The following is a 20,098-nucleotide window of genomic DNA, read 5'->3' on the forward strand; positions in this document are numbered from 1 at the left end:
GTTCCATGACAGAGGTGAATCCGCAACAGGTGTCCGCACCTAAGGCGGACGAAACCGCCCCGGCGACGGCCCACGCGGCCACCGCCAAGCCCTCAGGCGGAGGCGGTCTTCGACTAGGCGGGATCGGCGAGATCCCCCACATCGGCCTGGTGGTGGCCCTGGTCATCCTGGGCGCCGTCGGCCTGATCACCGTGCCCGACGCGTTCGCCACCAGCTCGAACATGGTGTCGATCCTGGCCCTGGCCGCGACCATCGGCGTCATCACCGTCGGCGCGACGTTCGTCATCATCGGCGGCGGCATCGACCTGTCGGTCGGCGCCGTGATGGCCCTGGCCTCCGTCTGGGCCACCACGCTGGCCACCCAGGCCTACGGGCCGTGGGTCATGATGATCTGTGCCATCGTCGTCGGCACCGGGGCCGGACTGCTCAACGGCTTCCTGATCTCGTACGGGCGGATGGTGCCCTTCATCGCCACGCTGGCGATGCTCGTGGCCGCCCGTGGTCTGGCCCAGCGCATGTCCGACCGGAAGACCCAGCTGGTCGGGGCGGACAACCAGCTGATCGTCGACCTGTCGACCACCCGCGTCCTCGGCCTGCCGCTGCTCGTCTACGTCTTCGCCGTGGTCGTCCTCATCGGCTGGCTGATCCTCAACCGCACCACCTTCGGCCGCCGTACCTACGCCGTCGGCGGCAACCCCGAGGCCGCCCGGCTGGCCGGCATCAACGTGAAGCGCCACACGATGATGCTCTACGCCCTGTCCGGGTTCTGCTGCGGCATCGCCGCGATTCTCATCATGGCGCGCACCACGACCGGGTCGTCCACCCACGGCGACCTGTACGAACTCGACGCGATCGCCGCGGTCATCATCGGCGGCACGCTTCTCACCGGTGGGCGCGGCACGATCGTGGGAGCCATCCTCGGTCTGCTGATCTTCACCGTCATCACCAACCTGTTCATCCTCAACGGGTTGAACACCAGTGACCAGCTCATCGCCAAGGGCTTGATCATTGTGGCCGCCGTTCTCCTTCAGCGGCGCAGCCTCAACGCAAGTACATAGCTCAGTTCTCACCCCCCGCTGGGCCGCGGCACCTGTTCCGCTGCGGTCCTGGTACCTCACTGCCAGAAATAACTCTCCAAGGAGACACATCATGACCCAGACCCCGGGTCGCCGCGGATTCCTCCTCGGCGGTGCCGTCATCGGCGCCGGTGCCCTCGTTTCGGCCTGCACCAGCAACGAGCCCGCCGCGGCTCCGGCCGCCACCTCGGCTGCCGCCGCCGCCCCGGCGCCCGCCGCCGGTGGTAACGACGCGCCGGGCGAGAAGGTCGTCATCGGCTTCTCGGCTCCCGCCGCCGACCACGGCTGGATCGCGGCCATCGCCAAGAACGCCGCCGACGCCGCCGCCAAGTACACCGACGTCGAGTTCAAGGCCGTCGAGCCGACCAACGACGTCAGCGTGCAGATCTCGGCCATCGAGACGCTGATCGCGGCCAAGGTCAACGTCATCGTCATGCTGCCGAACGACGGTGCCCAGCTGAACCAGATCGCCCGCAGCGCCACCGACGCCGGCATCCCGGTCGTCAACCTCGACCGCATCTTCCCGGACAAGCTGTCGTACCGGACCTACGTCGGCGGCGACAACTACGGCATGGGCGTGGCCGCCGGTCACTTCATCGGCAAGCGCCTCAAGGACGCCGGCACCGCCAACCCGGTCATCCTGGAGATCCAGGGCATCGCCACCCTGCCCCTGACCCAGGACCGCAGCAAGGGCTTCGAAGACGCCCTCAAGAGCTACGGCTTCTCGGTGACCGCCAAGCAGGACGCGCAGTTCACCGTCGAGTCGGGCACCGAGGTCGCCTCGCAGCTCCTCCAGGCGCACCCGAAGATCGACGCCATCTGGAACCACGACGACGACCAGGGCATCGGCGTGCTGGCCGCCATCAAGGAGGCCAACCGCTCCGAGTTCTTCATGGTCGGTGGCGCCGGTTCGGCGAACGCCATGCGCGACATCCAGGCCGACTCGGGTGTCCTCAAGGCGACCGTCACCTACTCGCCCACGATGGCCGCGTCCGCGATCAAGCTCGCGCGTCTCATCGCGCAGGGCAAGGGCATGAGCGACCTTCTGGAGCACCAGGTTCCGCAGTCCATCACCCTGGCCTCCGAGACCATCACGAAGGAGAACGCCGCCGAGTACCTGCCGCTGGGCTTCGAGTCGTGAAGCCGGTCATCGGGGTCGGCATGGTGGGGTACGCGTTCATGGGACGCGTGCACTCCCAGGCCTGGCGCAGCGTCGGTGCGTTCTTCGACCTGCCGGTCAAACCGTCCATGGCGGTTCTGTCCGGCCGGTCGCTGGCCAACACCGAGGCGGCCGCCGAGACGATGGGCTGGGCGTCCGTCGAGACGGACTGGAAGGAACTCGTCAAGCGCGACGACGTGCACTTGGTCGACATCTGCACGCCCGGTGACTCTCACGCCGAGATCGCCATCGCCGCTCTTGAGGCGGGAAAGCACGTGCTCTGCGAGAAGCCCCTGGCCAACACCGTCGAGGAGGCGGAGGCCATGGCCGCCGCCGCCCGCGCGGCCGCGGCCCGGGGTGTCCGGAGCATGGTCGCTTTCAACTACCGCCGCGTCCCCGCCGTCGCGCTGGCCCGCCAGCTCGTCGCCGAGGGCCGTCTGGGGACCATCCGGCACGTACGCGCCGTGTACCTCCAGGACTGGATCGTCGACCCCGAGTTCCCGCTCGTCTGGCGCCTGCAGAAGGACAAGGCCGGATCGGGCGCGCTCGGCGACATCGGTGCGCACATCATCGACACCGCGCAGTTCATCCTCGGCGACCACCTGACGGGCGTCTCGGCCATCACCGAGACCTTCGTCAAGGAGCGCCCCCTCGCGGACGCCTCGGCCGGTCTCTCGGCCTCGGGCGGCACCGAGATGGGCGCGGTCACCGTGGACGACGCCGCGATCTTCACCGGCCGCTTCGGCGGCGGCGCGATCGCCTCGTTCGAGGCCACCCGCTTCGCCACCGGCCGCAAGAACGCGCTGCGCATCGAGGTCAACGGCTCCCTCGGGAGCATCTCGTTCGACTTCGAGTCGCTGAACGAGCTGTGGTTCCACGACCACACGCTGGCCGCCGAGGAAGGTGGATTCCGCCGGGTGCTCGTCACCGAGGCGGGCCACCCCTACGCGGGTGCGTGGTGGCCCCCGGGCCACGGTCTCGGTTACGAGAACACGTTCACCCACGAGGTGAAGGACTTCCTGGAGGCCATCGCGACCGGGGCGGACCCCACGCCCTCGTTCGACGACGGTCTCCAAGTGCAGAAGGTGCTCGACGCGGTCGAGCGCAGCGCCGGCGACGACAGCCGCTGGACGACTGTTTAGACCACGTAACACCTTTTCGGGGGGACCCGGGGTTCCCGTCCGCCCGGAACGCGACCGGCACGGTCGCGCGTACGCCGTCGCGCCGAGGCGACGTACACGTGAGTGCCACCCGAGCCGTTTCGCGTTCCGGGCGGAAGGGGCAGATCCTCGTCCCAGGAGACTGACGGAGACAGACGAAGATGACGCGACCGATCACCCTCTTCACCGGCCAGTGGGCCGACCTGCCCTTCGAGGAGGTCTGCCGGCTCGCTTCCGAATGGGGCTACGAGGGCCTCGAGATCGCCACGTGGGGCGACCACCTCGAGATCGACAAGGCCCTGAGCGACCCCGGGTACGTCAAGCGCAAGCTGGAGACCCTGGAGAAGTACAACCTCAAGGTCTGGACGATCTCCAACCACCTGATCAGCCAGGCCATCTGCGACCACCCGATCGACGAGCGCCACAAGGGCATCCTGCCCTCGCGCCTGTGGTCGGACGATGCCGAGCAGGTCCGGCAGAACGCCGCCGAGGAGACCAAGAACACCGCCCGTGTGGCCGCCCTGCTTGGCGCCAGCACCGTGGTCGGCTTCACCGGCTCCTCGATCTGGCACACCGTGGCCATGTTCCCGCCGGCCAGCCAGGCCATGATCGACCGTGGCTACGAGGACTTCGCCGAGCGCTTCAACCCGATCCTCGACGTGTTCGAGCAGGAGGGCGTGCGCTTCGCGCACGAAGTGCACCCGAGCGAGATCGCCTACGACTACCACACCACGGTCAAGGCGCTGGAGGCCATCGGCCGCCGCGAGTCCTGGGGCCTCAACTGGGACCCGTCCCACATGGTGTGGCAGCAGCTCGACCCGGCCGGCTTCATCCTCGACTTCGCCGACCGGATCTACCACGTCGACTGCAAGGACGCCAAGGTCCGCATCGGCGACGGCCGCCGCGGCATCCTGTCCTCGCACCTGGCGTGGGCCGACCCCAAGCGCGGCTGGGACTTCGTCTCGACCGGCCGTGGCGACGTGCCGTGGGAGGACTGCTTCCGCGCCCTCAACCACATCGGCTACGACGGCCCCATCTCCATCGAGTGGGAGGACGCCGGCATGGACCGCCTCATGGGCGCGCCCGAGGCCCTGTCGTACATCTCGAAGCTCAACGCGATCACCCCGCCCTCTGCGGCGTTCGACGCGGCGTTCAGCTCCGAGTGACCCTCTGATCGAGGCACGGCCTGCGCTTCCCTAGGTCAGGAGCGCAGGCCGTGCCTTTCCATTTTTTCCCGGAGACCCGGGTAACGGAGCTCCATGGCGGCGCGGGTCTCCGGCGTCCAGAAGGCGTGACCGGGCGGCGGGAAGCCGAAGAGTTCGAGCTGGCGCCACGAGGCGCGCTCGACGAACCGGTACCAGGCGGGCTGGTGGCTGAGGTCGGCCCAGGCCTGCCGCTGGACCCACTCGGCCGCCGCCGGCCGGTAGTTCAGGTGCATGCTGTAGCGGGCGCCGCGCGGAGCGGTGAGCCCGGTGCCCCGGTGGAAGGTGCCGAGCTGGAAGGCGACCACGGTTCCGGCGGGGCCGGCCGCCGACACCTCCGCTTCGTACAGTTCCGGGCTGCCTTCGGTGGCCACGAAGCCGCTCTCCCGGATGCCGCCGTCTCGCGGATACCAGTTGGGCCGGGCGGGCAGGTGGCCGGTCCGGGTGCGGGAGACCAGGTGGGGCGGCCCGAGTTCGTCGGGCACGTCGACCAGGTAGACGAACATCTCCACCTGCCGGAACCCGGGGGCGTCGCTCGGCACCAGGATGGTGTGGTTGAGATAGTCGCGGTGCATGACCTGGTCGTAGTCGGCGGCGCCGGTGTACTTCGCCCAGGCCTCGGCCGAGTAGATCCGGACGTCCCGCTCACCGAGCAGGTGTTCGGCCAGCCCCGACAGGCGCTCGTGCACGGCCAGGAGGCCGAGCTCGACGCTCGCGAAGGGGAAGGCGTCGATCCCGTTGAACTCGTCGCCCAGGAAGCGCTCGCGGCGCGGGTCGGTTCCGTCGTGGAACCCTTCTGCCGACGGGAAGAGCAGCCCCAGTTCGCTCTGGGCGGGGGCGAGTTCTCCGGCGGGGATGAAGGCGGGCAGGACCACGAATCCGTGGGTCAGCCAGGTGCGTGCCGCGTCGTCGAGATCCACGTTGTCAGGGTGCGCGGAACCGGTCGAATCGTGCATCCGGTTTTCCGCCTGAGAGGCTGGAGTCATGACTGATGACGTGACTCTCAACACGGGGCACGCGATGCCCGTGGTCGGGCTCGGGACCTATCCCCTTCAGGGCCGGACGGCCACCGACGCGGTGCTGACCGCGATCGACGCCGGATACCGCCTGCTCGACACCGCTGCCAGTTATGGGAACGAGGCGGCGGTCGGGGCCGGAGTGCGCGAGTCGGGGCTGCCCCGGGGTGACCTGTTCGTCACCACCAAGCTGCGGGGTGACGACCACGGCGCCGCGAAGGCGCGCCCCGCGCTGGAGGCCTCGCTCGAACGGCTGGGCCTCGACTACGTCGACCTCTATTTGATCCACTGGCCGCTGCCCCGGCTCGGGCTCTACGTCGAGACCTACGCCGCGCTGCTCGACCTGGCGCGGGAGGGGCTGATCCGGTCGGTCGGGGTCTCCAACTTCACGCCGGAGCATCTCGACGCCGTCTTCAAGGAGACCGGTGTCCGGCCCGCGGTCAACCAGCGGCAGGTCTCGCCCACCCACGCCCAGGCCGCCCTCGTGGAGGCGACCCACGGTGACACGACCGTCATCCAGGCGTGGAGCCCGCTGGAGCGGAACACCGGCATCCTGGAACACCCGGTGATCGTCGACATCGCCCGGCGGGCCAGCGCGACGCCGTCGCAGGTGGTGCTGCGGTGGCTGCTCGACCGGGGGATCACCGTCGTGCCCAAGTCGGGCGACCCGGGACGGCAGCGGGAGAACATCGACGTCTTCGGCTTCCGCCTCGACGCACCCGACATCGCCGCGATCACCGCCCTCGACACCGGGGAGCCGGTCCGGCTCGACCCGGAGTCGTGGGAGGAGTTCTAGGTCAGGAGCGCAGGCCGTGCCCGGCCCATGCCTTCGGTGTATCGGTTCCACGAGTCGATGCTCATGCGGATGACGGCGATGGCCTCGCTCAAGCGGTCATGCCGGTCGAGGAGATCGACCAGAAGCTGGGTGCGGTCCCACTCTCCACCGCCCATATGGGCCCGGAGCAGCGCGATGGCCTCCTCGACGCGACCTGCCTTCTCGAGCAGGTTGGCCAGTTTGCGCAGGTTGTCGAGGATTTCGATGTCGAAATAGGAGCGCAGGACAATCGCGGCCTCGTCGTACTGTTCCGCGGCGTCGAGGGAGTCCAGCAGTGACTCCGCGGCTTCCAGGTCTCCGGCCTTCGCGAGTTGGCGCAGTCGAAGGGCCGTGTCACGGGCCTGCACGTAGCCGGTCGATCCGCGTGGCAGCCGGAGGCCCTGTCCGACCTGAGATTTCAACCGCCGGACGCGGTCACGCTTTCGCCGCAGTTCGCTCAGCCAGTGGGCGGCATCCCGGTCTCCTCCGTCGGCGCGTAACCGGAGTCGGCCGATGGCCTCCTCGGCCTTGTCGTGTCCGGCTAGGAGATCGACCAGGCGGCGTTTGGAGTAGCGCGGCGGGGCGCGAAAATCCCGCCGCGTCCACACCTGGTGATAGACGGCCCAGTAGATCTTGCGGACTTTTCCTCGCCAGACCCCGACGGGTCGGACATAGCGATGCTTTCCGTTGCCCAGCAGGTCGACGGCCTCGTTGAGCATGCCCACCTCGAGCATGAACTCCCCAAGCAGGTCCCGAACCTCCAGAAGCGGATGCGATTTCAAATAGCCGATGGCCTCGTCGGGGCGCCCGGCACCGTGCAGAAGCCGGGCCAGTAGAAGGGGAGCCTCGGCGCTCAGCCGGAGCGAATTTCTGATCGTCTCTATCGCCTCGTCGTTTCTGCCGATCCTGACCAACAGGCCGACCAGTAACTCGTCTCGGGTTCGGCTGAGTTCATCGGGCATTGCCCGTAGCAGATCGCAGGCCTCGCTTACCTGCCCGCCGGTTTCGAGGAGCGTGACGAGGATCTTGATCGCCACGGCGTCACCGGCCGCGCTCCTCCTTCGCAGTAGAGGGATCATCGCTTTGGTGTCGGACCGTGAGGTCAACAACTCCAGCAGTTGTTCCAGCGCGTAGGAGTGCCCGCCGTCCGCGTAGGTCGTGAGGTCGGCCACTCGGCCCAGTCGGGCGAGCAGATCGATGATCGCCTCGTGCACGGCGATGTCGTGGTGGACGGAGAAGGATTCCAGGACTTCGAACGCTTGATCGCTCTTGCCGAGATCCGCGAGGAGTTCGGCCAGCCGGATCACCGCCCGCTGATCTCCCGCTTTGGCGCACGTGGTCAGGATCTCCATTGCCTCGTCGTCCCGCCCGACTTTGATCAGGAGGTTGACGAGCCGGTAGGTCGCCAGACGATGTTCTCGGCTCGCCTGCTCGTTGAGCTTGTCCACCAGCCAGGAGATCCGCCAGTCGAAAGGTCGGCCCGGTGTGCGCAGGCTCTGCAGTGCCTCGTCGGCACGCCCCTGGCTCACCAGCATCTCGATCATCGCTCTGTATGACGGCCAGTCCCCCCTCGCCGCGGCCTCCCCGAGATACTTCAGCTTCGCGGCGCGGCCCAGGTGGTCTTGCAGGAGGGCGTGCCGGAACTGCCACACGTTGCCGGATCTCCTGAGCACGTGACGGCGGTGCGCGTCGTCAAGAAATCGGTTGAGGCGAAACGGCAGTCGGCCGCGGAGAGCCAGGATGACGTGACTGACTCGGAAGATCATTAAGCGCCAGAGCCCGGCGTCGATCACCGCGCCCAGGCCATAGACGCAGGCCGCCGTCAACGCGGACGCCGTGATGCGATCCGGCTCCACGTTCAGGAGAAGGAGACGAGCGAGTGCGAAGGCGGCGCAACCGAGGAGCGCGAACCGGACGCCGGCGCTGATCGCTCCCTTGAGAACGGAACAGGGGGATTCCGATCGGCCTTTCTCGCCGAAGCTCAGGAAGCAGGCTCCGGCGCCTCCGACGGCCGCACCACTGAGCATCAGGCTCAGATCATTCAGCACCAGGCCGGTGGCGAACCCGCAGATCACGCCAAAGGTGAGCCGGAGCAGTCGGTGTTCCGTCGACTCATGCGCGATTCCCCTGAACCAAACAGACCTGAACAGCCCGGTGGCACCGGCGCCGACCACCAGGAACGAGGCGAAGGCGAACCGGGCGCCGCCTCCTCCACCTGTGGTGACGTGGCCCACCACACCCATGCCGAAGACGATCCCAGCGGTCAATATCAAGGGGAGTGAGTGGCGGATCCACTGGTGCCGGGTGAAGGCGAACCTCGTGTCCAGGCTCGACCACGACCAGTCCCGGACGCCCGATCCATGGAGCCCGTGTGCGAGATACCCCAGCCAGGTGATCGCCTTCTCCGGGCGGTAGGTACGCCACCTGGCCGAGGGGTCGGAAGGGCCGGCGCGATATTCCGTCTTCATGAAGCGGTCCATGACGGCCGCTTCGACGGCGGTTCGGCTGGTGAGTTTGAGGAGTTGGGATGGGTGAGTCGGCTGTGGAAAGGCGTCGCGCGCCAGCGAAACGTGCAGAGGGGTGGCCATGGCCTGGGCGAGTGGGCCGCCAGGTTCGTCCCGCAGTCGATCGATGACCGGCTTCCAGCGGTCCGCGAACGGCTCTTGGTCGGCGAAGAAGTCGGCGATGAGATCGATGTCGAGTGGCTTGATCTCCACCACTGCGGCCCTTGACAGGACGCGCCCGACCGCCCCTACCGCGTATTCGTAGGAGGCGCCACGGCAGGTCGCGACAAAAGGCGACTTCGAGGTGGCGAGGGCATCCAATGCCCTGATCGCCTGCGGCTGAAGCCGACGAGGGATTTCATCCAGGCCATCGAGAATGGGAATTATGCGACGTTGGCTAACTAATTCCTCGGCCCAGCTTCCGCCTCGGCGTCCTTTGTGGCCAAGAAAGTCGTATTCCTCTTCCAGTCTCCTGACCAAGAACCGTTCAATGGTCTCGGCGGTGGGATTCCATGAAGATATCGGCAGAAGGATCGGGATGGGCTCCGACCCCTGCCGGTCCTCCAGCAGGCCCAGCGTCAGCAACACCGCCATCACGCTCTTTCCCGCGCCGGCTTCGCCCAGGATGACCAGCTGGCGATACGGCAGGGCACGGAAGGCGGCGGTGAGCTGGTGGATGGTGCCCTCAAGAGGGGCCGACTCCCAGCTGGGCCCCCTTTCCTCGTGGAAGACGACGGACCGGGTGGCCTGCACCGTCCGATCGGTTGTCGACCAGCGCAAGCACAGCGGGGCGGGCTTGCACAGCCCCCGGCGATCCGCCTCCTCCGTCCACTGCTTCCGGACGTCGGCGGCGAGCCGATCGACGATCTCCGCAAGATCGGATGCGGTGGTTGGTGGCCACGGTAAGGAGGGACCACAGGGCGAGCGCGATGCCGGTCCACAAGTGGTCCCATTTGCCGTTATCGAGGATCTGGTTCGCGGCCACGGTGATGCCGAGCGTGAGGAGGGTGGTGACCACCCACGCCAGCACGTCCTTCAGCGCGGCCACGCGCCTACCCCTCATGATCCCCATCGTCACTGACGAAGCCGGGAGGGCGCATGGATTAGATCAAAATTTATCGCGAGCCGTTATGTTTTCTCCTATAGAAACCGACACGGCGCATCACGGCGGATGAAGTTCGCATATGTGCGGACCACTCAACCAATTGCCGAATTTGATTCGCCTTCCATCGCCGGACGCACTAAGAAGTGGTCGTCACGATCGAGGCCTGGGGGGCGTAGAGGGGCGCGAGGTCGACGAAGATCCGGTAGTCGGTGATCAGGCCGTCGGCGCCGGTGGTCCAGATCGAGACGGCCACGATGGTGACCTCGGTGTCGTCGAGGCGGGTGTAGGTGACCTCGGTCTCGGCGACGACGTCGGCGTCCACCACCCACGACCGGACGATCCGGTGCCGTAGACCGGCGAGCGTGGAGAAGAAGCCCTTCAGGCCCGCCGCGATGGCCTCCCGCCCCTGGCTGGGGTCGGTGTTGCCGAACCTCAGGGTGCCGTCGTCGGCGAACAGTTTCACGAACTCGTCGGGGTCGAACGCGTCGACTACGTCGAAGACGCGCCGCGCCACATCGTCGGACATACCGATCTCCCTCACGTGATCGACAGCACTGAGGGGGACGTTACGGGGCGAATCGCACCGGGCAACTGTCGCAGAGGTAGCGATATACTTCGATCATTACTCAAGCCTCTCCGGCGCGCCGGGGAGGCTTTTTTCATGCCTTCAGAGAGATGCACCGTCCGCCCCGCCACCGTCGCCGACCGTCCCGTGGTCGAGCGGCTCTGGCTGATGTTCCGCCACGACATGTCCGAGTTCACCGGCGGCCTGCCCAACCCCGACGGCACCTACCGCACCGAACGCCTGGAAGCCGCCTTCACCGACCCCGGCTGGGCGCCCTACCTGGTGACCGGTGGCGACCGCCCGCTCGGCTTCGCCTTCGTGCGGTCGCTGGACGGGCCGGTCAGGGTGCTGAACAGCTTCTTCGTCGTCCGGGGCGCCCGCCGTTCGGGCATCGGCCTGTACGCCGTGACCGAGGTCGTCGCCCGGCATCCCGGCCCCTGGGAGGTCGCCTTCCAGGACGACAACCACGCCGCCGTCGCCTTCTGGCGCCGCGCCGCCACCGAGGTCGCCGGGGACGCCTGGACCGAGGAGAAACGGCCGGTGCCCGGACGGCCCGACCTTCCGCCCGACGTCTGGATCTCGTTCACGCTCTGACCGGTTGTGCGGAATTTCCTGACCGTTCATGTGGCCCGGAGACGATCAAGTCCCTGAGCCCGGAGGCGTGTGTGAAAACCCGTTTTGTTCTCGTCCTCACTTTGGTGATCTCCCTCTTAGCCGGCCTGACCCCGGTGCAACCGGCCCTCGCCGCGTCCTCGCAGGGCGCGATCTCCGTCGCCCTGGCCGACGGCGACGTGATCGTCAGCCTGGAGGCGTCCGGCTACTCGACGGCGCAGATGCAGCAGATCATCGCCGAGACGCAGGGCCGCAACGCGCGGATCAGCGACACCATCAGGCAGGACTTCGAGAACAACCCCAACGGCCTGCCCGGCGGCGGGTTCGACGACTGGACCCCGTTCACCGGGCAGCTCGGGGTGACGTCCACCGGGATCAGCCTCACCGTCACCGGCGGCGCGCCGCTCACCAACGCCAGCTGGTGGGCCGAGGTGCTCGCCGCGGTGGCGGGCATGCTGACCGGGCTGGTGCTCAGGGCGGTGTGCATCGGCTTCATGCCGGCCGCGGCGGTCCTCTGCGTCAGCATCGGCGGCTTCTTCGGAGGCCTGGTCAGAGGCATGATCCAGCAGGCGTTCGACGGGACGCTCCGCGACGGCAACGCCTGGGCCAAGACGTTCATCGGGGCGATCGCCATGGCGGCCGGGGGCGCCGCGTGGGAGGCCGGGATCAACACCTGGGCCAAAGAGGTCCTGCCGGGCCACATCGCGGCACTCGGCAGAGGGCTGAAGAAACTCGGCGAGCAGCTCGCCGGGGGCTGGGCCGCGTTCCGAGACGCCTGCGGGGCGGCCGCCGACTTCCTCGGCGAGCTCGCCAGCCGGATCCCGGAGGCCGTCTCCCGGGTGCGCGTCCCCGGCGCCATGCGCCTGATGCCGCTGGGCGACTCCATCACCGAGGGCGTCGGCAGCCCGACGAGCTCCAGCTACCGCATGGTGCTCCAGCGCTCGCTCACGAACATGGGTTTCCGGTACGACTTCATGGGCTCCCTCGCCCACGGCTCCGGATCCGACCGTGACCACGAAGGCCATTCTGGCTGGCGGATCGACCAGATCCAGGGCTCGGTCGAGGGCTGGCTCAACACCTACCGGCCCGACGTCGTCACCCTCCACCTGGGCACCAACGACATGATCCAGAACTACCAGGCGAGCACCGCCCCCGACCGCCTCATGGGCCTGATCGACCGCATCTTCGTGTTCCGGCCGACGGTGGCCGTGGTCGTCTCCACGCTGGTTCCGGCCCGTACGTCGTCCATCGACGCCCGCATCAGGCAGTTCAACCAGCGGCTGCCCGAGATGGTCAGGGCCCGCCAGGAGGCCGGACGGCACATCGTCCTGGTCGACATGGCCGCGGTGACGCCGAACGACATCGCCGACGACGTCCACCCCAATGACAACGGCTACCGGAAGATGGGCCAGATCTTCAACCTCGGGGTCATGCGGACCGCCATGGAAGGGTGGATCACCCCGACCGCCGGCCCCGAGCCGGCCCTGTGCACGCCCGGCCCCGACGCGCACGGCGGCAGCGGCCGGGAGGCCTGGTTCGCCGACTTCAACGGCGACGGACGGGACGACTACCTGGCCCTCAACCCCGCCAACGGTTCGGTGCGGACCTGGCTCAACAACGGCGCCGACTACGCGGGCGACCACTGGGTGCCGTGCGGCATCACCGCGTCCGGCACCAACACCGGCGTCGGCTACGGCAACGGCCGGGTGGTGATCTTCGCCGACCTCGACGGCGACCGCCGCGACGACTACCTCGCCCTCGACCCGTCCAACGGCAACACCCGCGCCTGGCGCAACATCGCCGCCGAGAACGGCGGCGACCGCTGGGAGGACCGCGGCGTGATCGCCTCCGGCACCAACACCGGCGTCAGCCTGCCCGGACGGGTGACCCAGTTCGCCGACATCGACGGCGACGGCCGGGACGACTACCTGGCCCTCGACCCCACGAACGGCAACACCCGCGCCTGGCTCAACCGGGGCGCCGACCGCAGCGGCGACCACTGGCTCGACCGGGGCGTCATCGCCTCCGGCACCAACACGGGCGTCTCCCTGAGCGGCCGCTACGTCCAGTTCGCCGACATCGACGGCGACGGCCGGGACGACTACCTGGCCATCGACCCGGCCACCGGCAACACGCGGGCCTGGCGCAACGTCGGCGCCGAGAGCGGCGGCGACAAGTGGGAGGACCGGGGTGTGATCGCCTCCGGCACCAACACCGGCGTCAGCCGGACGGGGCGGATCGCCCGCTTCGGCGACCTCAACGGCGACGCGCGAGCCGACTACCTGGCGATCGACCCGGGGAACGGCAGCGTGCGGGGCTGGATCAACGTCCGCGCCGACGGCAGCGGCGACCACTGGATCGACCGAGGGATGATCGCCTCGGGCATCAACACGGGCGTCGGCGGCTAGGGACGGTGCCGCCCGCCGCGCCCGGCGACGGGCGGCACCCGTGTCAGTCCTCGTGTCACTCCTCGGGGCAGCCGTCCATCTTGCTCTCCGGATACAGGATCCGCGTCGTCCTGTCCGGCGCCGCCCAGACGAGCACCTCTCCGGGGGCCGACGGCACCGCGTCCTCGACGAACCAGGTGCCCGGCACCTCCTTGGCCGGGTCGGACCTGCCCACGTCGATTCCGACCCGGAACTCCGCGATCGAGCCGTCCCGCTCGGCCAGCACCGCCCGCACCTGGTCGACCGTCATGTTCGTGAACGCCACGCAGTGCAGCAGCTCGCCCTCGTCGTTGACGTCACCGGCGAAGGAGTACCGCTCACCCGGCCGGGCCGGACGCGCGAGGAAGATGTTCGTGCGGCCCTTGAAATCGGCGGGGATGCGGAACGAGTCCATCGACTCCGCCTCGATGCGGGACCCCGCGGAGGACTCCCAGCCCGTGGCCTGGCCGACCACGCTCGGCGAGCCCGGCTGGATCGACAGCCCGATGTCGAATCCGCGCGCCCGGAACTCCTCGGTGAAGCGTTCGGGGTCGGCGTAGAGGTCCTCGACGGTCACGATCCAGTCGTCGCCCGCGCGCTGGAACGCCAGGGCGGCCGGTGCGCTCTGGGGGATGAAGATCACTCCCAGCACCGCCAGCGCCGCCGCCGCAGGGATGAGGATCACCCGGCGTCGTCCGCGTGGCGCCTCTACAGGTGTCGCGACGATCTCGTCGAACAGGTCGCGGGCCTCCCGGCCCGGTTCCGGCTCGTGGGGGTGGGGGTCGATGGCGGTCACCATCCGGCCGATCCTGCTCACAGGTTCTCTCCTCTCAGTTCCGCGGTCGCCCGGCCGTCTTCGGTGATCCCCAGCGCCCTGGCCAGCCGCTTGCGGGCGCGGTGCAGCCTGATGCGGGCCGCGGTCGCCGTGCAGCCGAGCACCCGGCCGATCTCGGGGCCGGTCAGGCCCTCCCAGAAGGCCAGGGCGAGCACCTCGCGGTCCCGCTCGGGCAGGTCGCCGAACGCCTCCCGCACGTGGTCGAGCCCGTCGAGCCCGTCGGGACCGGCCGGTCGCGCGGCGTCCTCGAGCCGCTGGGCCAGCCCTGCTCTGCGGGAGTGGCCGCGTCGCTGGTTGGCCAGCACTCGGCGGGCCACGCCGTACAGCCACAGGCGGGCGGCGTCGCCCTCGGGGACGTCGGCGATGCGCCGCCACGCGGTGAGGAACGTCTCGGAGATCACGTCCGCCGTGTCGTCGGGTGAGGCGGTGCGGCGGGCGGCGTACTGGTGGATGGCCGGGTAGTGCGCGTCGTAGACCGCTTCGAAGCGGTCTCGCGCTCCCGGGGGGTGGGCCACGGATGACTCTCCTCATGCCGAAATGCCGGACACCTTGATAGATGTCCGGCACCCACTACGGCTGTTTCGGCTACATGAGGACGATCTGGCGCAGCACCTCGCCGCCCTTCAACGCCACCACGGCGTCGTTGAGGTCGGTGAGCTGGATGCGGGAGCTGATCATGCTCTCCAGGTCGAGCTTGCCCGCCTTGTAGAGCGCCGCGAAGAACGGGAAGTCACGGCGGACGTCGCTGCCGCCGTACAGGGAGCTGAGGAGGTTCTTGCCGTCGAACAGGAGGCTGAAGGCGTTGAGGGGGACCATGTCGTCCATCGCGCCCGCGCCGACGACGATCACGTCGCCGCCCCGGCGGGTGGCCTGCCAGGCGGTCATGATGGCCTGCGACTTGCCGACGACCTCGAAGCCGTAGTCGAAGCCCTGGCCGCCGGTGAGGGTCTGGAGGGCGTCCATGAGCTGGTCGGGGGTGCAGGCGTGGGTGGCGCCGACCTTCTTGGCCAGGTCGTGCTTGGACTCCAGGGGGTCGATCGCCAGGATCGTGGTCGCGCCGGAGATGCGGGCGCCCTGGATCACCGACAGGCCCACGCCGCCGCAACCGACGACGGCCACGGTCGTGCCGGGGCGGACCTTGGCGGTGTTCAGCGCGGCGCCGACGCCGGTGGTGATGCCGCAGCCGATCAGGGCCGCCATCTCGAACGGGACGTCGGCGTCGACCTTGATCGCGCCGCCCTCGGGCACCACGATCTCCTCGGCCCAGGTGCCGCACCCGGCCATGCCGAAAGCGGGCTTGTCGCCGTCGAACTTGAAGCCCGGTTCGGTGAAGCCGCGCATGACCGAGGTCAGGCACAGGTGCATCTGGCCGTGGACGCAGCTCGGGCACGCGCCGCAGGCGGGCGTCCAGTTGATGATCACGTGGTCGCCCGGCGCGACGCTCCGCACGTGGTCGCCGACCTCGACGACCTCCCCGGCGCCCTCGTGGCCGGGGATCAGCGGGGCGGGCTGGGGCAGGACGCCCGAGATGGCCGACAGGTCGGAGTGACAGACGCCGGTCGCCCTGATCTTGACCCGGACATCCGATGGGCCGACCGGGATGAGGGTCAGGTCGTCGCGGATGTCGAGTTTGTCCGCGCCGATGGTGTGCAGCAGAGCGCCGCGCATGGGGAACCTCCGGTGGTTTTTACTCTTCTTCGAGCGAAAGTGCCGCCTTCGGGCATGACCGGACCGCGTGCCGGACCCGGTCGAGCATGTCGGCGGGGGGTTCTTCCAGGAGGACGTGCAAATTGTCGTCGTCGTCGAGGTCGAAGACCTGCGGTGCCAGGCCCACGCAGACCCCGTTGGCCTCACAGACGAGGTAGTCGACAATGACCTTCGGCATCAGGAACTCCCGTGCAGTTTGCGGTGATCCCAAGACACTACGCGGCCCGGCTCGACGATGTAGGCGACGCGCTTGCGTCCGGTCAGTTCGACGAAGGGGCGCATCGGTTCGGGGTCCTGGCCCGTCATCCTGGCGGTGACGCGCATGCCGGCGTCCATCACGTCGTCGTAGGGGAGCGCGGTGCCGTAGATCGTCGCGCCGCGCAGGTCGCCGTAGTCGTCGCCCGTCTCGATCAGGCAGGTCACGCGGGGATCGCGGCCGATGTTGCGCGACTTCTGGGCCTTGGCGTAGGTCCAGAAGATCAGCCGGCCGTCGTCGGACAGGCCGTAGAACATGGTCACCAGGTGGGGCGTGCCGTCGGGGTTGATCGTGGCGAGCTGGAGTTTGCGGCCCTCTTTCAGGAGGACGGCCACCTCTTCGCCGGTCAGTGCGATCCGCGCGCGCTGGTTCACGACCAGAAGTAGAACACGTTGCACCTATGCGGACAAGGGTAGTCTCTGGCGCGTGACAAACCCTCCGATGCCGGTTCATCTGCGACAGACCGCCGAGCGGGCCAAAGGCTTCATGCCCCCCGACGAGGGCCTGGCCCTCTACGAGCTCGGTTGTCTGTACGGCTCCCGCGGGCCGATGGCCGAGATCGGCTCCTACTGCGGCAAGTCGGCCGTCTACCTCGGCGCGGCGGCCCGCCAGACCGCCACGGTCCTGTTCACGGTCGACCACCACCGGGGCTCGGAGGAGATCCAGCCCGGCTGGATCCACCACGACCCGACCCTGGTCGACCACCGCTTCGGCAAGATGGACTCCCTGCCGGTCTTCCGTACGACCATCGCCACCGCCGGCCTCGAAGACGAGGTGATCGCGGTCGTGGGCGCGTCGGCGACCGTGGCGGGGCACTGGCGCACCCCGCTCGGCCTGCTGTTCATCGACGGCGGCCACTCCGACGACCCGGTGACCCGCGACTACGAGGGCTGGGCGCCCCACCTGGTGGCGGGAGGCGCCCTGATCTTCCACGACATCTACACCGACCCGGCCGACGGCGGGCAGGCGCCGTACCGGATCTATCTCAGGGCCCTCGAAGAGGGCTTCAAGGAGGTCCGGGTGACCGGGTCGCTGCGGGCCCTGGAGAAGATCTAGAACTCCTCGTAGCTCTCGGGGTCGAGGGTGACCGGCTTCCCGGTGTCGAGCGCGGTGATGGCGGCGACGTCGGCGGCGTCCAGCGTGAAGCCGAAGACGTCGATGTTCTCGCGCTGGCGCTTCGGGTCGGCCGACTTGGGGATCACGGTGACGCCCCGTTCGAGGTGCCACCGCAGCACCACCTGCGACGGCGTCACGCCCAGCTTCTCGGCGATGCCGACGATCACCGGGCTCTCCTTGACGTCGGTCTTGTGCTCCAGGGGGCTCCAGGCCTGGATGACCGTGGTGTGATCCTCGGCGAAGTCGACGAGCTCGGCCTGGGCGTGCGAGGGGGAGACCTGGCGCTGGTTGACCGCGGGCTCCACGCCGGTCGCCGCCGTCACGGCGGTCAGGTGGCCGGGCGTGAAGTTGGAGACGCCGACCGAGCGGACCAGCCCCTCCTGGGCCAGTTCGAGCATGGCGGCATAGGTCTCGACGTACTTGCCCAGCCGGGGCAGCGGCCAGTGGATCAGGTAGAGGTCGACGTAGTCGAGCCCGAGCCGCTCCAGCGACGCCTCGAACGCCGGGCGCACCTTCTCGCCGCCGTGATCGCCGCCACGCAGTTTCGTGGTGACGAACAGTTCCCCGCGGGGCAGCCCGCCCTCACGGATCGCGGCTCCGACGGCCTCCTCGTTGCCGTAGAGCGCGGCCGTGTCGAGCAGCCGGTATCCGGCCTCGAACCCGGTCAGCATCGCGTCGGTGCCCGCGCGGCCCTGGAGAGTGCCGGTGCCCAATCCGACGACGGGCATCGAATGTCCGGTATTGAGAATGACGTCCCTATTGCTCATGGGGACAGTTTCTCAGGCGGGTGATCCCGCCCTCTGGCAGCCGCAGTCATCACTGGCGCGATCTTCCGAGAAGCCCCCGGCGTCGCGGAAGATCCCGCTGGCCGGGGTGGTGCGCGAGAGCGCGTCGGCCGCGAGGACGACCGCCGCCGCCGTGTACGCCGACCGCTCGTTGGGGAAGTGGCGCTCGTTCACGAACTGCCAGCCGGTCCAGTAGGAGCCGTCGGGGTGGCGCAGGTGCTGCATCTCGGTGAAGATCTTCAGCGCTCGGGCGTCGCCCACGGCGTCGAGGGTCAGGACCAGCTCGCACGACTCGGCGCCGGTCACCCACGGCTGGTCTTCGACGCACTTGATGCCGAGGCCGGGCACGGCGAAACGGTCCCACTCGTCGTCGAGCCGCCGCAGGGCGCGCTCACCGCGCAGGGCGCCGCCGAGCACGGGGTAGTACCAGTCCATCGAGAAGCGGCTCTTGTCGGCGAACGCCTCGGGGTGCTCGCGCAACACGTGACCCAGCCGATCGGCCGCCAGTTCCCAGTCGGGCTGCGGGTCGCCGAGCGCCTCCGCGAGCCGTACACCACAGCGAAGGCCCTGGTAGACCGACGAGCAGCCGGTCAGCAGCGCGTAGGAACCGGGGGCCGCCTCCCAGAGGATCTCGCCGCGCCGGGTCTGGAGGCCCGTGACGAAGTCGAGGGCCCGGACGACGGTGGGCCACATCTCGCGGGCGAACGCCTCGTCGCCGGTGACCAGCAGGTCGTGCCAGGCGCCCACGGCCACATAGGCGGCGTGGTTGGACTCGCCCCGGTCCTCCAGCGGCTCGCCGTCGAGGACCTTCATGGGCCACGAGCCGTCGGCGCGCTGGTGGCGCCGCAGCCATTCGTAACCTCTTAAAGAGCTGTCGCGCAGGCCCGCCGCGGTCATCGCCATCAGGCACTCGACGTGGTTCCACGCGTCGACGTGGCCCTCGGGCCACGGCACGCCCCCGTCGGGGAGCTGGACGGCGGCGATGCTGGCGGCGGTGGCGGCGATGTCGTCGCCGGTCACGACCCCGGGCACCGCCGGGATCATGCGGGCTTCCGGGCGTAGAGGACCACGCTCTTGCCGAGGACCGGATTGAGGATCTGCTCGGCGATCCGGGTGACGGCCGGGCGCTTCATGATGTCCCAGACCAGCAGCTCGTGGTACGCCTTCGCGATCGGGTGGTCGTTGTTGTCGACCCCCACCGCGCACTTGATCCACCAGTAGGGCGTGTGCAGCCCGTGGGCGTGGTGGTGGTCGCCGATCTCCAGACCGGACGACTTCAGCTTGGCCGACAGCTCGGCGAGCGTATAGATCCGGATATGTCCGCCGGGGGCCGTGTGGTACGCCTCCGACAGCGCCCAGCAGACCCGCTCCGGCAGGAAGGCCGGCACCGTCACGGCCAGCAGCCCGCCCGGCTTCAGCACCCGGACGATCTCCTTCATCGCCGCCATGTCCTCTGGAATGTGCTCCAGGACCTCGGAGGCGATCACCGCGTCGAACGAGCCGTCGGGGAAGGGCATGTCGAGCGCGGTGCCGACGACGGTCTCTCCCGAGGCGCCGTAGGGGACCTCGCCCTCCTTGTCCATGGCCGCGAACATGCCCGCCACCGACTCCATCTCGGCCGGGTCGAGGTCGAAGGCGACGACGTCGGCGCCCCGGCGCAGCACCTCGAAGGCGTGCCGGCCGCCACCGGCGCCCAGGTCGAGCACGCGGTCACCGGGTCCGACGGGCAGGCGGGCGAAATCGACGGTCAGCATCTGCTG

Annotated in this window: 20 protein-coding genes; 8 read left to right on the forward strand and 12 right to left on the reverse strand. The window is 68.9% G+C overall.

Annotation, left to right across the window (positions count from 1 at the left end; all coding sequences use genetic code 11):
* Positions 1 to 5 precede the first annotated feature (5 nt).
* From ACYQ78_RS25545 to ACYQ78_RS25560, 4 genes are all read left to right on the forward strand, one after another.
* Positions 6 to 1,058, forward strand: a complete 1,053-nt coding sequence (locus ACYQ78_RS25545; RefSeq protein WP_459803443.1) for an ABC transporter permease — start codon at positions 6 to 8, stop codon at positions 1,056 to 1,058.
* 91 nt (positions 1,059 to 1,149) lie between these two features.
* Positions 1,150 to 2,217, forward strand: a complete 1,068-nt coding sequence (locus tag ACYQ78_RS25550; RefSeq protein WP_459803444.1) for a substrate-binding domain-containing protein — start codon at positions 1,150 to 1,152, stop codon at positions 2,215 to 2,217.
* Entirely contained in the window at positions 2,214 to 3,377 is a 1,164-nt protein-coding gene (locus tag ACYQ78_RS25555; RefSeq protein WP_459803445.1) for a Gfo/Idh/MocA family protein, read from the forward strand. The genes ACYQ78_RS25550 and ACYQ78_RS25555 overlap by 4 nt, the downstream gene beginning before the upstream one ends.
* 179 nt (positions 3,378 to 3,556) lie before the next feature.
* Positions 3,557 to 4,561, forward strand: a complete 1,005-nt coding sequence (locus ACYQ78_RS25560; protein WP_459803446.1) for a sugar phosphate isomerase/epimerase family protein — start codon at positions 3,557 to 3,559, stop codon at positions 4,559 to 4,561.
* 35 nt (positions 4,562 to 4,596) lie between these two features.
* On the opposite strand, the gene ACYQ78_RS25565 is transcribed toward ACYQ78_RS25560, so the two are convergent.
* Positions 4,597 to 5,517 carry a phytanoyl-CoA dioxygenase family protein gene (locus ACYQ78_RS25565; protein ID WP_459803447.1) on the reverse strand — a complete coding sequence of 307 codons (921 nt, stop codon included), beginning with the start codon at positions 5,515 to 5,517 and terminating at the stop codon, positions 4,597 to 4,599.
* Between the two features lie 64 nt (positions 5,518 to 5,581).
* Between ACYQ78_RS25565 and ACYQ78_RS25570 the strand changes: the two genes are divergently transcribed.
* The gene (locus ACYQ78_RS25570) at positions 5,582 to 6,409 is read left to right on the forward strand and encodes an aldo/keto reductase (RefSeq protein ID WP_459803448.1); all 828 of its coding nucleotides are present in this window, start codon (positions 5,582 to 5,584) and stop codon (positions 6,407 to 6,409) included.
* Here the strand turns inward: ACYQ78_RS25570 and ACYQ78_RS25575 are convergent.
* The 3 genes from ACYQ78_RS25575 to ACYQ78_RS25585 all read right to left on the reverse strand — a co-directional run bounded on the left by ACYQ78_RS25575 (position 6,406) and on the right by ACYQ78_RS25585 (position 10,562).
* On the reverse strand, positions 6,406 to 9,684 hold the full coding sequence (locus tag ACYQ78_RS25575; RefSeq protein WP_459803449.1) for an NACHT domain-containing protein: 3,279 nt from the start codon (positions 9,682 to 9,684) through the stop codon (positions 6,406 to 6,408). The genes ACYQ78_RS25570 and ACYQ78_RS25575 overlap by 4 nt on opposite strands.
* On the reverse strand, positions 9,617 to 9,979 hold the full coding sequence (locus ACYQ78_RS25580) for a hypothetical protein (protein WP_459803450.1): 363 nt from the start codon (positions 9,977 to 9,979) through the stop codon (positions 9,617 to 9,619). The genes ACYQ78_RS25575 and ACYQ78_RS25580 overlap by 68 nt, the downstream gene beginning before the upstream one ends.
* A gap of 193 nt (positions 9,980 to 10,172) precedes the next feature.
* Positions 10,173 to 10,562, reverse strand: a complete 390-nt coding sequence (locus ACYQ78_RS25585) for a nuclear transport factor 2 family protein (RefSeq protein WP_459803451.1) — start codon at positions 10,560 to 10,562, stop codon at positions 10,173 to 10,175.
* A gap of 135 nt (positions 10,563 to 10,697) precedes the next feature.
* Between ACYQ78_RS25585 and ACYQ78_RS25590 the strand changes: the two genes are divergently transcribed.
* On the forward strand, positions 10,698 to 11,195 hold the full coding sequence (locus tag ACYQ78_RS25590; RefSeq protein WP_459803452.1) for a GNAT family N-acetyltransferase: 498 nt from the start codon (positions 10,698 to 10,700) through the stop codon (positions 11,193 to 11,195).
* A 104-nt stretch (positions 11,196 to 11,299) separates the two neighbouring features.
* Complete coding sequence (locus tag ACYQ78_RS25595) at positions 11,300 to 13,621, forward strand: GDSL-type esterase/lipase family protein (RefSeq protein WP_459803453.1); 2,322 nt, start codon at positions 11,300 to 11,302, stop codon at positions 13,619 to 13,621.
* 55 nt (positions 13,622 to 13,676) lie between these two features.
* On the opposite strand, the gene ACYQ78_RS25600 is transcribed toward ACYQ78_RS25595, so the two are convergent.
* The 5 genes from ACYQ78_RS25600 to ACYQ78_RS25620 form a co-directional block, all read right to left on the reverse strand.
* A complete protein-coding gene (locus tag ACYQ78_RS25600) occupies positions 13,677 to 14,456 on the reverse strand; it encodes a hypothetical protein (protein ID WP_459803454.1) in 780 nt (259 codons plus the stop codon).
* Entirely contained in the window at positions 14,453 to 14,989 is a 537-nt protein-coding gene (locus tag ACYQ78_RS25605) for an RNA polymerase sigma factor (protein ID WP_459803455.1), read from the reverse strand. The genes ACYQ78_RS25600 and ACYQ78_RS25605 overlap by 4 nt, the downstream gene beginning before the upstream one ends.
* 70 nt (positions 14,990 to 15,059) lie before the next feature.
* Positions 15,060 to 16,142: a Zn-dependent alcohol dehydrogenase gene (locus ACYQ78_RS25610; protein WP_459803456.1), complete on the reverse strand. Its 1,083-nt coding sequence runs from the start codon at positions 16,140 to 16,142 to the stop codon at positions 15,060 to 15,062.
* A 19-nt stretch (positions 16,143 to 16,161) separates the two neighbouring features.
* The gene (locus ACYQ78_RS25615) at positions 16,162 to 16,359 is read right to left on the reverse strand and encodes a ferredoxin (RefSeq protein ID WP_066362733.1); all 198 of its coding nucleotides are present in this window, start codon (positions 16,357 to 16,359) and stop codon (positions 16,162 to 16,164) included.
* On the reverse strand, positions 16,359 to 16,811 hold the full coding sequence (locus tag ACYQ78_RS25620) for a pyridoxamine 5'-phosphate oxidase family protein (protein ID WP_459803457.1): 453 nt from the start codon (positions 16,809 to 16,811) through the stop codon (positions 16,359 to 16,361). Before ACYQ78_RS25620 ends, ACYQ78_RS25615 begins: the two co-directional genes overlap by 1 nt.
* Positions 16,812 to 16,878: 67 nt before the next feature.
* On the opposite strand from ACYQ78_RS25620, the gene ACYQ78_RS25625 reads away from it, so the two are divergent.
* Entirely contained in the window at positions 16,879 to 17,493 is a 615-nt protein-coding gene (locus ACYQ78_RS25625) for a class I SAM-dependent methyltransferase (RefSeq protein ID WP_459803793.1), read from the forward strand.
* On the opposite strand, the gene ACYQ78_RS25630 is transcribed toward ACYQ78_RS25625, so the two are convergent.
* Genes ACYQ78_RS25630 through ACYQ78_RS25640 form a run of 3 tightly spaced genes read right to left on the reverse strand, consistent with a single transcriptional unit; the run spans position 17,490 to position 20,092 of the window.
* On the reverse strand, positions 17,490 to 18,320 hold the full coding sequence (locus tag ACYQ78_RS25630) for an aldo/keto reductase (protein WP_459803458.1): 831 nt from the start codon (positions 18,318 to 18,320) through the stop codon (positions 17,490 to 17,492). The genes ACYQ78_RS25625 and ACYQ78_RS25630 overlap by 4 nt on opposite strands.
* Positions 18,321 to 18,332: 12 nt before the next feature.
* Complete coding sequence (locus ACYQ78_RS25635; RefSeq protein WP_459803459.1) at positions 18,333 to 19,382, reverse strand: glucosidase family protein; 1,050 nt, start codon at positions 19,380 to 19,382, stop codon at positions 18,333 to 18,335.
* Complete coding sequence (locus ACYQ78_RS25640) at positions 19,379 to 20,092, reverse strand: class I SAM-dependent methyltransferase (RefSeq protein WP_459803460.1); 714 nt, start codon at positions 20,090 to 20,092, stop codon at positions 19,379 to 19,381. Before ACYQ78_RS25640 ends, ACYQ78_RS25635 begins: the two co-directional genes overlap by 4 nt.
* Positions 20,093 to 20,098 lie beyond the last annotated feature (6 nt).

The organism is Herbidospora sp. RD11066, from assembly GCF_054661255.1.